Below are 14,688 nucleotides of genomic sequence, written 5' to 3'. Positions count from 1 at the left end.
ATTTCCCTGACCCTTATCACCCCAATTTAACTGAGAAGGAAAAGAAAGTGACAACAGAAATGTTAGCTAATATGCAGACCCGTTGTGTGGGTCGTTATTTGATTGATATCCCTGCGGCATTTGGCAATATTATTCATGATGGGATATTTATTGGTAAGGCGGCAATACAAACTGAACGTTTGTATCCACCGGAGTTTAAATATCGGATAGAGTCAAGGGAGCGGGAATTGAAGACGATGAAATATGTTAAACCAAAAGATATGCCTTTCTTAAAGAAAGTCTATCGCCTTCAGGATAATATGGAAGGTGTAATTTTCGACAGGAATGAAGGTCCTGGTGTTCCTGGTTATGCCCGAGTATTAGAAGCGCATTTATATAGTCATGGAGTTGCTTTTACCGTAACAATGGAATTTATTGAATTATCAGATGATAAGTACAAAGCAGACAGGGATGATTTTATCAAAGGTGGGTTTTCAGAAAGGCGGTACAATGAGTTGTATCAAACCCGGGAGAAAATGAAGGAATTGTTATCCAGAATCAGTGGCAGAAGAGATACCGAAATCCCGACAGTGGCAGGAACTTGCATTCCTGATGGGTTTATTGCTGGTAGTCATAATGAGAAAGAGAGTATGGGTTTTGTCTATCGGGGAAATAAGGATGATAATTTTTCGTTCAGTGTTGAAATCCTTAATTATCTGACAGGGGAAAGTACTTTGCTTGAACGTATTGATAAAATTGAAAAGGATTTGCATGCTCATCGTGGTGGAATAGCCAGAAAAGGGAAACGGGAAGTCAACGGCATTCATGCAGAGGAGTTATTAGCAATTGGTCTGCAACCTTTTGACAATAATCCCCGCTATCAATTTGAGTTAGTTGCGAATGAAACTGCCGGAGATTATAAAAATCCCTATGTCAGTATTATGTTAATGAATTATCAGTTACCCCCAACGCCCTATACGGGAGATGAACTGATTACGTTTTGGGATACGGTAATAAGTACCTTTCGTAAAAGGCCGGGGGCTTTTGAATCCCGATAAAATACATTTTTTTAAATAATGAACTTATGAGAGGTTGAAATATGATTTCAATCCTGTGTTTCATCACAATATGGAGTTACCGTTATGAGCTGGCCTATTCCTGAAATACCTGAACTTAAAGCAGTAGAACCTTTGCGTTATCGGCGGTGGTTTATCATTTTGCTTTTAATGTTGGCTGTTGGCACACTCGTTGGCGTCTTTCTGAACGGTACTAGTGATTTATTTCACATTGCGATTTATGGCAGCTTACCGGCTTTCTTTGTGTGGTTGATGTTATTTGGCGCGGTGCTGAACCGTTATGAGCGATATTGCTCGGCTGCGTATGCTTGGGAAGAGGCCAGCGCCGAAACTCATTTTCAGTGGCAGCAGTGGAGCAGAAAGCAACTGGCAGTAGTTGGTAATATTATTTTGACGCCTGAACAGCAAGGTATGGCGCCATTATTAGGTGATCCGAAAGATATTCCTGCTTTTCCTCATCAAGGACGGGCGCTGTATTTGCCATTGAAAGATATCCGGCAATTATTGGATAACATTGATCGTGATTTTGAGAAACAGTGTCCGGGTTATCGCTACCATTTGCACAGAGTTTACCTTGCAGAAACGCCTTCTATCGACTTGTATCCGTACCAAAAAGTTGTTCGTCGGAAGTGGAAAGTGGAGCTTGTACGTATAGCAAATAGGGATGAGATCGATAAGTTATACAATGAACCGGCTTTTGAGGGGATAGTAATGGTTATTGCATTCCAGTGCTGGCCCTCTGAAAGCGATAATAAGGTATATAGCGAATTTGTATCTGCTCAATTATTCTCATCGACAAAATTTGCTATCCAGAAAAAGTTAAACATCCTGGCTGGTATGGGAAGGGCATTACCTTCGTTACCGGGAGAAATAATACAAGATCTGCATATATTGTTTGAATATAACCGTATTGATAAAAAAAATATGTGGCATCTTTGGGGAACAGGTATTACTGATGATGTACTGACTAAACTGGCAATTTATAGCCATGAGCATTCACTTAATTTCTCTCCGGAAAACCCGATTCATTTAATTGACCGTACTTTTGGTCCACCGGGGCCGCTGTCTGCGTTTTTGGTATCCGCTATGCTAACTGAGGAAGTCAGTTTGACAAAGAGTGACCATATCATCATTAATCAACTACCCGAGGGTAGTGCAGTACTCTATTTAATGACAAAAGAATTACACTTGTGAGAAATATAAATTAATCTCAAAGAAATAATCAAAACATCTTCATAATGATGAATCATAATTAATGATTAAAGCGGCTCATAAATTTATGAAGTGAGCCGCAGGCGATAGTTGAATTAGTTTGATTGTTTCTTATTTAATTTACCTCCATTTGTGCATGTTTAATAGAATTAAAAAATAATATTTGGCAGAATAATAAATCTGCTAGAAACACCAGCAGAGAGTTATTTATGTAATTGGGGAATTATTAGGCGGCAACAAAAAAGCCAATATACCAACAGCTAAAGCTTAATTGATAAATGACTCTTGCCGTTTTGAATATGAAAGTAAACATAAATGCTGATCTGGTAATCAAAATTGTTTACTATAACTGCATGCTCAACAAACAGGAGGAGTGGTGAAGCAAAGCGAGTTCAGGCGGTGGCTTGAATCTCAGGGGGTTGAGGTTTGGAATGGGACAGATCATTTGAAACTGAGATACAAGGGAAAACGAAGCGTAATGCCAAGATACCTTTCCGCTGAGAAGAGCCACTCAGAAAAGCAATCATCAAGCAGTTAGGATTGTAACAAACCAGCTCCTTTTGGGGCTGGTACTTGCTATGCGGCACCCAATAATTATGCGATATCCAGTAAACTTGCAGCCAGTCGACGACGAGGGGGGCTTTGTGGTGTCGTTTCCCGATATACCGGAAGCCCTCACACAAGGCGATACGCGTGAGGAAGCGCTAGAAATGGCGCGTGATGCACTGATTACCGCCTTTGAATTTTACTTTGAAGATAACGAAAAAGTGCCGTTACCTAGTGAGGTAACGGGTGATTTTGTTGAGGTACCAATAAGTATCGCGGCAAAAATTGCGATGTTAAATACGTTTATCGATTCAGGTTTAACACAAGTTGAGCTTGCCGAGCGTATTACCGTTAAGAAACAGGAAATGCAACGTATCTTTGACTTACGGCATGCAACAAAAATCGATACGGTTCAGCGTGCCATGGGGGCAATGGGTAAAAGTCTTGAGGTATCCGTTGTTTCGTACTCATAACATAAGATTAGCATTTCTCACATCATAAACATTCCAGGCCGCGCATTGCGTGGCCTTTTTGTTATAGGTGAAATATGGAAAAAAAGATAATGAGCATGATAGGAAAATGCCGTGAACAAAAGCCTTAACTTGTTCTATACCCAATAGATTTCAATTTGCAGCACGGTGGCAAATGAACGCATCCCCAGGAGCATAGATAACTATGTGACTGAGGTAAGTGAACGCAGCCAACAAAGAGGCAACTTGAAGGATGAAGGGTATATATCACTTTTGTATTTAGGGTGATTGTCGATGGTTAATGTAAATGCAGATTCCAAGCTCATAATTTTATTGGCTGTTATTATTGCTAGAATAAGTAAGAGATGACCAAGACACGTATTCCATCTGCATTAGCAGAGTCCTTTATATGGATTGGTGTTTAACATTTGGGGTGTGGTTCAAACCCCGAGCCTTCTTCATATAGATTGTAGGTAAATAATGTTATTCTGTTTTAGAGTCTCTTAAGTCAAAACGTCGGAATTCCCCATCGGTTTGAAAATCTTGTAGCTGATAAAAGCGATGACTAACATATTTATCCCATTATTAATGTATTAAATGTATTAATTGTGGATAACTTGTCTTCTAATGCATAAATTTAAGATGTGACACGGTATTAAAATGTTGTATGATCAGTAATAATAATTATCAATATATTGGAGTGTTGATAGTGTCTGAAGATTACCAATCTGCTGTCTTCAAGAGTGTGCAAGATCGCTTGAAATCTAAGTACCCAGAGCCTTCATTAAAATTAGAATATCCGAGTGAGCAAGCCCTCCAAGATCTAGATGCTGTAAAGGATTTAGGATATTTTACGTGGGTTCCTTCGTTGAAATCGACCGTATTCACTAGCTACACTTATGATCACCCGATAAAATTAGTTGTTTATTATAGAGGGCAGCCTGTTGGCTATGCTTTTGGTGGGTATAATGATCAGTGTTCATCTGTTGAAATAAGCTGGATGGAAAAAAGGAAGGATGCTCATGCAGATTTAAAAAATCAAATGCTTGGGCTGGCATTGGATTCGTATTCTGCTTATGGCATTTTTTTGAAAAAAATAGGGTATTCTGTGGATAAGTTAGCAATTGTGTCGCCGCTGGAAGGTGTGAAGAAATATTACTTGGAAAGCGGGTTTAGATATGATGAGGACTACAACAGGAGCACTCCAGCGATGATTCTTAAGCTTAAAAATGTACAATAATGAACAAAATAAGTTGAAATAGCTTAGGTTATATTGCATATTAAGTAAACTTAAAACATGTGATACCACTCAAAGATAGGGTGGTTTTTTGTCAAGTAGAGTAAATTTCAAATACTGACATATTAAGGACGCTTCTTTTCTTAAGAAAGAGCCGTATCTGAGGGGATATCATGTCATACTCAATGCAGCGAATAGAGGAAATGGCTGAAGAGATCGTTTCTGGACTTTTTGCAGATGGTAGAACTCCAATGGAACAATTTGGTATTAATTGGAAGCAGGCTGAACGCTTAGAGCGTAATGCTCCCTGGATAGTCATGGGGCATGAGCCAGATGAAGATTGTTTACAACATGTGCGTTGAGGTGTATGAAACGCAAACCAGTCGTTAAAACCCTAAAAATATGAATTCATATATAGCCTCGCCTAGTTGCGGGGCTTTCTCATTGTCGGTTGTTGGAGTAACAGAATGGAATTGTCAGTCAGCAGGAGCGGATAAAACGCTTGTCTAATTTGGATGATAAACATACAGAGTAACTTGCTAAATACTAAATCTGAAATTGACGTTCTTCAGGCAGCTGAACAAGATTGTTTTGATTTCCGAAGATGATTGTTGAGAGCGAGAAGCAAAGTGTGAGTTTTTTATGGTGTGGAGTCTCTTATTGTCTAATTTATAAAGATAACATTGCATTGGTAGTTATTTATTTTTAGCTAATATATAATTTTTCTTCATCAGAAGCTGAGTATTTAATCCAATTTCATACCGGAGTGATTATGATCACAACGCAAACAGAAAGACTAGCCCTTCTAATTTAATCAATTTATTAAATTTTACATTAGAAGGGGCACATATGAGTTACTCAAAGGTTGATATAGATCTCTGGAATAGGAAAGAGCATTTCTTGCATTACCGTAATGTCGTGCAATGCGGATTTAGTCTGACAACAAAAATTGATATTACCCATTTGTTATCTTCGTTGGTAGAAAAACAATATAAATTCTACCCGACCATGATTTATTTAATATCAAAGGTTGTGAACTCTTACTCTGATTTCAGAATGGCTATAAAAGATGAAGAGTTAGTTGTATGGGATAGTGTGAATCCTGCTTATACAATCTTTCACAAGGAAACAGAAACATTCTCAGCGATTTGGACTGAGTTCAATTCCGATCTGCCAGAGTTTATGAAAAACTATTCTGCTGATTATGAAACTTATAAAGATGATCTTCGTTTTTTTTCTAAACCAGAACTACCTGAAAACCACTTTCATATATCGTCAGTGCCGTGGGTAAGTTTTGATGGGTTTAACTTGAACGTTGCGAATTTTACAGATTATTTTCCACCCATATTTACGATGGGAAAATTTTACAAGAATGGAAATCAAGCGCAGTTGCCTTTGGCAATTCAAGTGCATCATGCTACTTGTGATGGTTTCCATGTGGGGCGTGCTATTAATAAATTACAAGAGCTATGTGACGACTTTATTTAGTTAAAGTCAACCTGAATTTTCATAATGATGAATCATAATTAATGATTAAAGCGGCTCATAAATTTATGAAGTGAGCCGCAGGCGATAGTTGAATTAATTTGATTGTTTCTTATTTAATTTACCTCCATTTATGAGTGTTTAATAGAGTTGAAAATGAAAAATAATATTTTATTAATATTTCCTTCAATTATTAAAATATAAATCATAATTATTTCTCAGTTAAAAAAGGGGCGGTATATAAGATAGTCGATAACCAGATGCTTGCTGTGATAAACATAATAATAAACTTGGTAAAACGCCAATAAGATGATTTGGGGATTGTATTGGTGGGGATAAGTGATTTGGTATTTTTGCACTGACTATCTTCTTGTTCTTTATCTTGAAATGGCAAAATAAAACGATAGCCTTGTCGGTATACAGTGTGTATTGCTTCGCCTAGCTCACAATAGCGCAGTGTCCGGCGTAATTTACAGATCAATTGTAGTAGATTAGTTTCTGCTACTCCGTTTTTGCGTTCGGGCCAAACCAGAGGGATGAGTTGTTCCCGGTTTAAGATGTTCCCTTGTGATGCATGTTCCCACAATGCGAGTAGCAGGCGTTTCTCTTTCTCCGTAATGATAAACATATTCTTACCGTGGATTATTTTGTTGGAATCACAGTCCAAATAAACATCTCTAGTTATTTTCAGCATAATGCATTCTCTGCCTCTGTTTAGTGTTTATCTATCCGCCATAGCCAGGGGGCTCAAATAGGCTTATGCCTGCTAAAATTTATATAATTTCTGCATTAATAATGCAAGAAAATAAATAATTTAAAATTCTTTATTTTGTTTTGTAATGCATGTTATTTTCCTGCCTATTATTAAGAAGTAAAATTAATGATAATTATTTATTTATCAATTTTATTTATATTTTTTCCGGCGATTATTTTTTATTTATGAAATGAAAGAGAGTTTTATAATATAGATGAAAAATTTTTAGGTATTATTAAGTTTTTACAAGTCGTTTTTATGTAAATCAGAAAATAGATGGCTATGAGTAATAACCCAGTTGACAGGGAAGTATTGGGTGATTGTATTGCGTCATTGATCAAGAACAGCGATGCAAATAATTAGTTTTTATTTTTAACTTTTATTTAGGTATGGCTGAGTGATTATTGGTCAGTGAATGGCTCTAGTGTGATGTTTATCACGTATTAATTTAGTTGGTTCAGGTGTTAGTTAGGTCGCCTCATTTCTTCTATGAGGATTTGGATATAAAAGCCGGGCTAATACACCAGAGGAATTAGGCATGATACCTAAGGGCGGTAGCGTACCTGAAATGATGAATGTTTTAGCTCAATATAAATTTTTTTAGGAAGGAAATAACGATGTCTACAACTGCCGATCAAATTGCTGTTCAATACCCAATCCCAACCTACCGTTTTGTCGTTACCATTGGTGATGAGCAAATGTGTTTTCAAAGCGTATCAGGATTAGATATCAGCTATGACACAATTGAATATCGTGATGGCGTGGGTAATTGGTTACAAATGCCTGGTCAGCGTCAAAGACCCACTATTACCTTGAAGCGAGGTATCTTTAAAGGTCAATCTAAGTTGTACGATTGGATTAATTCCATTTCTCTTAATCAGATAGAGAAGAAAGATATTTCTATCAGTCTGACCGATGAAACAGGTTCAAATCTGCTGATTACCTGGAATATTGCTAATGCTTTCCCAGAAAAGCTGACTGCGCCCAGTTTTGATGCAACCAGTAATGAAGTTGCGGTGCAGGAGATGAGCTTGAAAGCAGATCGGGTTACTGTTGAATTCCATTAATACACTGTTTGGTGTCAGGAATAATCTGGCACGTCAATGCAGTGCTTTTTAAAGGCTAATATTATGACAATCGATACATCTTATCCGGGTGTCTATATTGAAGAAGATGCTTCATTGGCACTTTCTGTCCGTACAAGTGCAACGGCCGTTCCTGTTTTTGCTGTTGCAAATAACAATTCATTAATGTCGAAGCATACCTATATTCGCATTAGTAGCTGGTTTGACTATCTGACACGAAAAGAAGGGCAATTTAATTCAGCTGATATGCTTGATGTTTCACTACGTGCTTATTTTATTCATGGCGGTGGATATGGTTATTTGGTTAAAACCAAAGACTTAGTTAATCAGATTCCAGAACTTGACGATGTAACCTTGTTGGTTGCTGCCGGAGAAGACATCAAAGAGGCTGTAAGTACACTTTGTAAACCGGGTAAAGGATTATTCGCTATTTTTGATGGTCCGAAGGGTGATACCGAGATAAAAACACCAGAAAAAATACTTAAATCTTACCCAGGGACCCCTTATGGCGCAGTTTACTACCCCTGGCTAACGGCTGAATGGGGAGATAAAAAAGCTCCCGTTGATATTCCACCCAGTGCCGTGATGGCCGGTATTTATGCCAATGTCGATAATAGCCGGGGTGTTTGGCAAGCACCGGCTAACGTCCCTATCCAAGGCGGATTACAACCTAAATACCCGGTGACTGATGATTTACAAGGGGAATATAACAAAGGTAAAAATAAGGCAGATAAGGCGTTGAATATGATCCGTACCTTTCCTAAGGGCAGCACGCTTGTCTGGGGAGCCAGAACACTTGAGGGTAGTGATAACTGGCGTTATATCTCGGTTCGTCGCCTGTTTAACAGTGCAGAAAGGGATATCAAAAACGCCATGAGTTTCGCCGTATTTGAACCCAACAGCCAACCCACCTGGGAAGTTGTGCGCCGGGCTATTGATAATTATCTCTATTCCCTTTGGCAACAAGGTGGATTGGTGGGAAATAAAGCGGATCAGGCTTATTTTGTTCAAATAGGTAAAGGTACCACCATGACTGATGACGATATTAAACGGGGCAGAATGATCGTCAAAGTGGGTATGGCAGCGGTTCGCCCAGCCGAATTTATTATCTTGCAGTTTAGTCAGTCAATTGGGCAAGCCCGGTAAATCATGGTGGCCACTGTTAACCATCTAAATTAAATGAGGACGTTATAATGCCTTCTGTCGCATATACTACACCCGGTGTCTATATTGAAGAAGATGCTTCATTATCGTTATCAATTAGCTCCAGCCCAACAGCGATTCCGGTTTTTATTGGTAAGTTTTTCAGAAAAGATGGGTGTCCAATAGAACAGGGTAGCTGTATTAAAATCACCAGTTGGTTGGATTTTACCTCCCAGTTTTCATTTTCGCCTGTAGTGTCAATAAAGGCTGAGGCTACTAAGGTTGAGCCTCAGCTTGAACCTAAGCCTAAAACTACGGAACCCAAAAACATTCAGAGAGTTGCTGTTAATGAAGTTAATGATTTGCAGAATGAAGATAAAGATGAGGAGGAGGGCAAAGGTAATAAAAATAAAGGAGAGGAAAAAGAGGTTAAATACACCTATACCTATGTTGCCACTGTCACGGCCACGTCTTTAAGTGCCTTTGCTGTGCAGCATTATTTTAATAATGGCGGTGGTGTCTGTTATTTGTTGCCATTGGTAGCAACTGATACAGGTACTGCGACAACAGAATTAGCAACATTGCCAGATCTGATTGAAAAACAGCAGGAGATTACTTTATTGCTCTGTGCTGAAACGGATACGACGTTAGTAAACTGCATGAAACAGGATGTTTACAATGCGATAAATTCCTTGTTGCAAAAAAAAGTGGGTTATTTTCTGATTGCTGATGGCAAAAGTGAGACAGATAAACCTGATACCCAACCGGATAAAACCGCTGTCTATTACCCGGATTTAAAGACCTCTTTTACTTATAGCCAGCCAACGGATGCGGATATTGTGCTAAGTGGTTATAAGGGGAATAAAGAGGTGAATACGCTAGCTGCGCTAAAAACGGCTTCGTCAGATGAATATACTAAAGCTAAGGAAGAAGTCGGTAAAAAATGGCAAGCAGCTAACGTACCCACAACACCAATTACCTTGCCACCCAGCGCCGCAGTTGCGGGGGCTTATGCGGCAACCGATGCCAGTCGTGGTGTTTGGAAGGCACCGGCCAACGTAGTATTGAATAATGCTATACCAAACAAGGTGATCACGGATGATAAGCAAGGTGCTATGAATGAAGCTGGCATTAATGCTATCCGTCACTTTACCGGCAAAGGCACACTGATTTGGGGCGCACGTACCCTGAAAGAAAGTGATGACTGGTGCTATATTCCGGTACGTCGCTTATTTAATAGTGCAGAACGGGATATCAAACAGGCAATGCAAGTTGCTGTCTTTGAACCTAATAGCCAGCCAACCTGGGAGCGAGTACGGTCAGCCATTGACAACTATCTCCACCAACTTTGGCAACAAGGGGCGCTGGTCGGTAGTAACCCCCAGGAAGCCTATTTTGTGCAAATTGGTCAAGATATCACCATGTCCGAGACAAATATTAGGGATGGAGAAATGATCGTCAAGGTTGGGATGGCGGCGGTCCGTCCGGCTGAATTTATTATCCTGCAATTTTCGCAAAACGTAGCACAGTAACTGCATTAAGACGCGGTTTAACGCTGCGTCTGTTTACTGCTAAGGAGATAATAATGGAGATAATAAAACAGCCGGGCGTAACAGTAACGGAGAACCTGATATCCCAGAAACAGGATAATGAATTTATTGGTGTACCTGTCTTTATTGGCGATATACAACGTCTTGTAAATGAAAGCAGTAGCGATAAAGTCGTTAAACTTACCAGCCTGACCGATTTTACTCTGATATTTGCGCAGTCAGGATTAATGTACTATTCCGTGCGCCATTTCTTTGAAAATGGGGGGCAGCAAGCCTATGTATTGCCATTGGATCTTGACGAGCAATTAAAAGATTTTCAATCATTAATCGCAGCGTTACAACAGGATTGGATGAAACAGGCCATTTCCGCAGAGAGTGCTATCACATTGATTGTGATTCCTGATATTGCCCGCTTTAATCGGATGGGGGATCTCAGCGCAAAAATAGATCTTTGGTTGCAGTTTTGGCAATCAGTGCTCGATCTGTGTAAGAGTCGGCGTGGCATTATAGGCTTGCTGGATGCCCCTGATGACCCAGCATTGGCTGCTAAATGTTTAGCGCAGTTTTCCTCAAGTGATCGGCAATGGGGCGCGGTATATTGGCCGGCACTGAAAAGTGCTTATCAGGACGCAGGGCAAAATACTGTCGTGCTTTCGCCTACGGCTGCGGTTGCTGCCGTCATCCAGAATAACGATAATCAGAAAGGTATCTGGACAGCCCCCGCTAATGTGGCTTTAGCCAAAGTGGTTAGTCCGATACGTTCTTTTATTGAAGCTAATGCCTTCTTTAATCGGGATGACGATACTCCGCTGAATCTGATTCGCAGTTTTCCCGGCAAAGGGATTAAAATTTGGGGGTGTCGAACTCTGGACAACACACCCGACTCCCCCTGGCGCTATATCCAAATTCGCCGTCTGGTTTCCTATATTGAAGCTCATATGACCCGACTCGGTCATGCCTTCGTTTTCGAACCCAATAACCCGATCACCTGGATGAAACTTAAAGGCCAAACGTATAACTGGCTACATCAATTGTGGTTAAAAGGTGGACTGCGGGGGACTGAGGAAGAACGAGCATTTGACATCTTACTCGGTGTTGAAGAATCAATGAGTGAAGCGGATATACGGGCCGGGAGAATGATCATGAAAATCAGGCTAGCGCTGTTAATTCCGTCAGAATTTATTGAGCTGAGTCTGACGTTTGATACGCGTAACGGTACAACCAGGTTAAGTTAAACAGGGGCAAAATATGCAAAACTTCTACACCCCGTCAGTATCACACCGTTTTATCGCCAGTTTTTTGTTTAACAATATTCCCAGTCCACTTGATATTGCCTTTCAGCGGATATCGGGTCTGAGTCGTGAATTGCAAACCACTCAACACAGTCAGGGCGGGGAAAATGCCAGAAATATTTGGCTAGCCGATAAGATCCAGCATAGTAGTTTAGTGTTGGAGCGTGGTGTTATGACGGTGACGCCGCTCACTCTGGCATTTGATCATGTCTTGCGCGGGGAAAAAGCGATTTATACTGATGTGGTCATTATGTTGCTGAATGAAAATTATTTACCCGTGGCAAGCTGGACAGTGAGTAACGCATTACCGGTTCGTTGGTCTACTGGTGACTTTGATGCTAATAGCAATGCTGTTTTGGTGAACTCTTTGGAGTTACGTTATCAGGATATGCTCTGGTTAGGAGTGACAGCATGACGGTAGAAATTAAAGAACTGATTATTCAGGCAAAAGTCACTGATTCCACAGGTGATTTATCATCCCCACGAACATTAGCTCAGGAAGAGTTAGATAATGCCCGCCTGATTGAAAGGGTGAAGCGAGAAGTGTTAGAGGCATTACGTGAAGCAGGAGGCCATTATGAGCTTAATTGAGCGTAGTTTATCCAAACTCACACTAACGGCTTTTAAAGATCGGGAAGGGAAAATCTTGGTGGGCAGTTTACAAGTCATGTATAACCCTGATGCAATCCAGTTCAATTATCAGGCCAGTTATAAAAAGGGTGAAAGCATTACCAATACCCATCAAAGCAACCACTATATGTCATCTCAGCCTGCTAGCCTGTCGTTAGATCTCTTGTTTGATGCATCTATGCCCGGCAACAATACGCCCATTGAAGCCCAACTGACGATTCTGAAAACCCTCTGTGCCGTTGATGCCGGTACTAAAGCACCCCATTACCTTAAAATCAAATGGGGCAAAATGCGCTGGGAAAATAAAGGTTATTTTGCTTGTCGGGCCAACGGCCTCAACATTCATTACACCTTATTTGATCGGGATGCTACGCCGTTGCGGGCAACGGCTACCTTATCTGTGGTGGCAGATGAAAGTCTTGTTATTCAGGCTACCGAGCAACAATTAAAATCGCCACCGGTTACTGCGGTCAGTGTAACCGATATGCTTTCTCTACCCTTGATCGCATTGGGGGCTGGCGCTTCTCTGGCGGGCGGTATCGATTATCTTTCTCTGGCCTGGCAAAACGGTTTGGATAATCTGGATGATTTCACTCCAGGACAAACGCTGCAAGCACGGAGGAAGGCATGAATATACCCGAGATCGCCATTAAGATAGATGGCAAAACGCTCAGCCAATTTACGGTTATCAGTCTGACAATAAACCACCATATTAATGGCATCCCTTCGGCGAACCTGACTTTGGGCATTATTGGTGATGCGAGTCAGGTCTTCGAGGCAAAGGCTCAGGCTGAATTGGCAAGTTGCCGTCCGAATCATGAGCTTATCGTGCAGATCCAGAAAAATGTATTATTTAAAGGTGTCATCGTTCGGCAGACACTGGGACTTAAAGGTCAGGATAGTGTGATTATTCTGACGGCAAAACATCCGCTGCAAAAATTAACTCACAGTTTCCACTCGCAGCTATTTAGTAAACAGAGTGATGAGGCGATTATCAGAAAGCTATTCAGTCAGGTGGGCCTATCTGTGACGATAAAACAGGCTCCTCAGCTGAAAGCGGTTCATGAGCAAATGGTTCAGTTTCGCTGTAATGACTGGGCGTTCTTAAAAAGTCGGCTTAATGCCACTCATACCTGGTTGCTACCCGGTAACGATGCTATTACGTTGGTCACGCCTGAATCACTGAATCATTCAACCGTGCACACTATTCGTCAGCGTGGTAGCCATCAGGACGTTGTGCTGTTTGAGGCTAATCTGCAATGGGATAATCAGCGCAGTCCTAAAATAGTAAGTGTGCAGTCTTGGGATATTAGCCAACAAAAACTATCGAAAGCCATTCAGGTAAAAAATAGTGGACTGGGGAAAAACCAACTTGCTACAGATAATCTGAAATCACTGACCGATCAGGAATGGCAATGGATTTTCAGCTATCCGTTGGATAATGAACAAACGAAACATGTTGCTCAAGGCATCATGGACAACCGGAGAAGTCATAACATATCCGGCAGTTTTGAAGTTGAAGGTCATGATCGCTATCAACCGGGTCATATTCTGGCATTAAACGGCTTTGGTCAGGGGATGGATGGTCAGGCAATTATCACCGGTGTCAATCAGACAATCACTCAACGGCAAGGTTGGCGTACCCGGTTAACTTTAGGCATGCAATCAGATGCAGAACAAGCTGTCCCGCAAGTTAAAGAGTTACATATCGGTATCGTGGAGAAATACCAACAAGACAGCCAGTCACTGGAGCGTATCCCGGTTAAAATCCCTGCTTTTAACTTGACCAATGGTGTGCTTTTTGCCCGGTTGGGTAAACCTTATGCCAGTCATGAAAGTGGATTCTGCTTCTACCCTGAACCGGGGGATGAGGTGATTATTGGTTTCTTTGAATGCGATCCCCGTTTTCCGGTGATATTAGGCTCCATGCATAACCCTAAAAATAAATCGCCGTTAGAACCCAGTGAAAAAAATTTGGTGAAAACGTTAGTAATTAAACAAGGAGATAACCAGCAGGCATTGCTATTCGATAATAAAGAGAAAACCCTCGTATTTAATAGTGGAAAAAATACGTTATCTCTGCAACAAGATAAAGATATCACGATTAATTCTGCTAAAAATTTAATAGCTCATGCACAGGAAATTAATATTCAGGCAGAAAAATCCCTGTCCGCCGCTGGAAAGTCTGGGGTAGAGATTAAAGGGGCGAAAATTAATTTAACCCAATAA

General features: G+C 40.6%; 15 protein-coding genes and 1 pseudogene. 15 read left to right on the top strand and 1 reads right to left on the bottom strand.

The window, feature by feature from the left end; translation table 11 throughout:
• The 7 genes and pseudogenes from BO26_RS00955 to catA form a co-directional block, all read left to right on the top strand.
• A partial coding sequence (locus BO26_RS00955) for a T6SS immunity protein Tli4 family protein (protein WP_036768175.1) occupies positions 1-1,037 on the top strand: 1,037 nt, incomplete at its 5' end.
• A gap of 84 nt (positions 1,038-1,121) precedes the next feature.
• On the top strand, positions 1,122-2,249 hold the full coding sequence (locus BO26_RS00950) for a hypothetical protein (protein ID WP_036768154.1): 1,128 nt from the start codon (positions 1,122-1,124) through the stop codon (positions 2,247-2,249).
• 394 nt (positions 2,250-2,643) lie between these two features.
• A pseudogene (locus BO26_RS21785) lies at positions 2,644-2,813 on the top strand (mRNA interferase).
• A 50-nt stretch (positions 2,814-2,863) separates the two neighbouring features.
• Positions 2,864-3,286 carry a type II toxin-antitoxin system HicB family antitoxin gene (locus BO26_RS00945; protein WP_036768174.1) on the top strand — a complete coding sequence of 141 codons (423 nt, stop codon included), beginning with the start codon at positions 2,864-2,866 and terminating at the stop codon, positions 3,284-3,286.
• A 706-nt stretch (positions 3,287-3,992) separates the two neighbouring features.
• Positions 3,993-4,523 carry a hypothetical protein gene (locus tag BO26_RS00940; RefSeq protein ID WP_036768173.1) on the top strand — a complete coding sequence of 177 codons (531 nt, stop codon included), beginning with the start codon at positions 3,993-3,995 and terminating at the stop codon, positions 4,521-4,523.
• A 170-nt stretch (positions 4,524-4,693) separates the two neighbouring features.
• Positions 4,694-4,882: a hypothetical protein gene (locus tag BO26_RS00935; protein ID WP_036768153.1), complete on the top strand. Its 189-nt coding sequence runs from the start codon at positions 4,694-4,696 to the stop codon at positions 4,880-4,882.
• A 487-nt stretch (positions 4,883-5,369) separates the two neighbouring features.
• Positions 5,370-6,008, top strand: coding sequence for a type A chloramphenicol O-acetyltransferase (gene catA / locus BO26_RS00930; RefSeq protein ID WP_036768152.1), 639 nt, complete (start codon positions 5,370-5,372; stop codon positions 6,006-6,008).
• Between the two features lie 208 nt (positions 6,009-6,216).
• On the opposite strand, the gene BO26_RS00925 is transcribed toward catA, so the two are convergent.
• Positions 6,217-6,633 (bottom strand): winged helix-turn-helix domain-containing protein, encoded by a 417-nt coding sequence (locus tag BO26_RS00925; protein ID WP_236637225.1) that lies wholly within the window; start codon positions 6,631-6,633, stop codon positions 6,217-6,219.
• A gap of 743 nt (positions 6,634-7,376) precedes the next feature.
• Between BO26_RS00925 and BO26_RS00920 the strand changes: the two genes are divergently transcribed.
• The 8 genes from BO26_RS00920 (at position 7,377) to BO26_RS00885 (ending at position 14,688) form a co-directional block, all read left to right on the top strand.
• Complete coding sequence (locus BO26_RS00920) at positions 7,377-7,826, top strand: phage tail protein (protein ID WP_036768151.1); 450 nt, start codon at positions 7,377-7,379, stop codon at positions 7,824-7,826.
• Positions 7,827-7,889: 63 nt separating this feature from the next.
• The gene (locus BO26_RS00915; protein ID WP_036768172.1) at positions 7,890-8,990 is read left to right on the top strand and encodes a phage tail sheath family protein; all 1,101 of its coding nucleotides are present in this window, start codon (positions 7,890-7,892) and stop codon (positions 8,988-8,990) included.
• Positions 8,991-9,037: 47 nt separating this feature from the next.
• On the top strand, positions 9,038-10,519 hold the full coding sequence (locus BO26_RS00910; RefSeq protein WP_036768150.1) for a phage tail sheath family protein: 1,482 nt from the start codon (positions 9,038-9,040) through the stop codon (positions 10,517-10,519).
• Between the two features lie 53 nt (positions 10,520-10,572).
• Positions 10,573-11,772 carry a phage tail sheath family protein gene (locus BO26_RS00905; protein WP_036768149.1) on the top strand — a complete coding sequence of 400 codons (1,200 nt, stop codon included), beginning with the start codon at positions 10,573-10,575 and terminating at the stop codon, positions 11,770-11,772.
• A 13-nt stretch (positions 11,773-11,785) separates the two neighbouring features.
• Positions 11,786-12,244, top strand: coding sequence for a phage tail protein (locus tag BO26_RS00900; protein ID WP_036768148.1), 459 nt, complete (start codon positions 11,786-11,788; stop codon positions 12,242-12,244).
• Positions 12,241-12,420: a DUF5908 family protein gene (locus tag BO26_RS00895; protein ID WP_036768147.1), complete on the top strand. Its 180-nt coding sequence runs from the start codon at positions 12,241-12,243 to the stop codon at positions 12,418-12,420. The genes BO26_RS00900 and BO26_RS00895 overlap by 4 nt, the downstream gene beginning before the upstream one ends.
• Positions 12,407-13,090 carry a CIS tube protein gene (locus BO26_RS00890; RefSeq protein ID WP_036768146.1) on the top strand — a complete coding sequence of 228 codons (684 nt, stop codon included), beginning with the start codon at positions 12,407-12,409 and terminating at the stop codon, positions 13,088-13,090. Before BO26_RS00895 ends, BO26_RS00890 begins: the two co-directional genes overlap by 14 nt.
• Entirely contained in the window at positions 13,087-14,688 is a 1,602-nt protein-coding gene (locus BO26_RS00885; RefSeq protein WP_036768145.1) for a phage baseplate assembly protein V, read from the top strand. The genes BO26_RS00890 and BO26_RS00885 overlap by 4 nt, the downstream gene beginning before the upstream one ends.

Source organism: Photorhabdus australis DSM 17609, assembly GCF_000711895.1.
Lineage (GTDB): Bacteria > Pseudomonadota > Gammaproteobacteria > Enterobacterales > Enterobacteriaceae > Photorhabdus > Photorhabdus australis.
This window is presented reverse-complemented; position numbering and strand designations above follow the sequence as displayed.

What these genes read in the sequence shown, in the direction of transcription:
- BO26_RS00950 (WP_036768154.1), top strand. Translation starts at nt 1,122, where the DNA reads ATGAGCTGGCCTATTCCTGAAATACCTGAACTTAAAGCAGTAGAACCT.
- BO26_RS00890 (WP_036768146.1), top strand. Translation starts at nt 12,407, where the DNA reads ATGAGCTTAATTGAGCGTAGTTTATCCAAACTCACACTAACGGCTTTT.
- BO26_RS00920 (WP_036768151.1), top strand. Translation starts at nt 7,377, where the DNA reads ATGTCTACAACTGCCGATCAAATTGCTGTTCAATACCCAATCCCAACC.
- BO26_RS00900 (WP_036768148.1), top strand. Translation starts at nt 11,786, where the DNA reads ATGCAAAACTTCTACACCCCGTCAGTATCACACCGTTTTATCGCCAGT.
- BO26_RS00885 (WP_036768145.1), top strand. Translation starts at nt 13,087, where the DNA reads ATGAATATACCCGAGATCGCCATTAAGATAGATGGCAAAACGCTCAGC.
- BO26_RS00915 (WP_036768172.1), top strand. Translation starts at nt 7,890, where the DNA reads ATGACAATCGATACATCTTATCCGGGTGTCTATATTGAAGAAGATGCT.
- BO26_RS00935 (WP_036768153.1), top strand. Translation starts at nt 4,694, where the DNA reads ATGTCATACTCAATGCAGCGAATAGAGGAAATGGCTGAAGAGATCGTT.
- BO26_RS00910 (WP_036768150.1), top strand. Translation starts at nt 9,038, where the DNA reads ATGCCTTCTGTCGCATATACTACACCCGGTGTCTATATTGAAGAAGAT.
- BO26_RS00905 (WP_036768149.1), top strand. Translation starts at nt 10,573, where the DNA reads ATGGAGATAATAAAACAGCCGGGCGTAACAGTAACGGAGAACCTGATA.
- BO26_RS00945 (WP_036768174.1), top strand. Translation starts at nt 2,864, where the DNA reads ATGCGATATCCAGTAAACTTGCAGCCAGTCGACGACGAGGGGGGCTTT.
- catA (WP_036768152.1), top strand. Translation starts at nt 5,370, where the DNA reads ATGAGTTACTCAAAGGTTGATATAGATCTCTGGAATAGGAAAGAGCAT.
- BO26_RS00925 (WP_236637225.1), bottom strand. Translation starts at nt 6,633, where the DNA reads ATGTTTATCATTACGGAGAAAGAGAAACGCCTGCTACTCGCATTGTGG.
- BO26_RS00895 (WP_036768147.1), top strand. Translation starts at nt 12,241, where the DNA reads ATGACGGTAGAAATTAAAGAACTGATTATTCAGGCAAAAGTCACTGAT.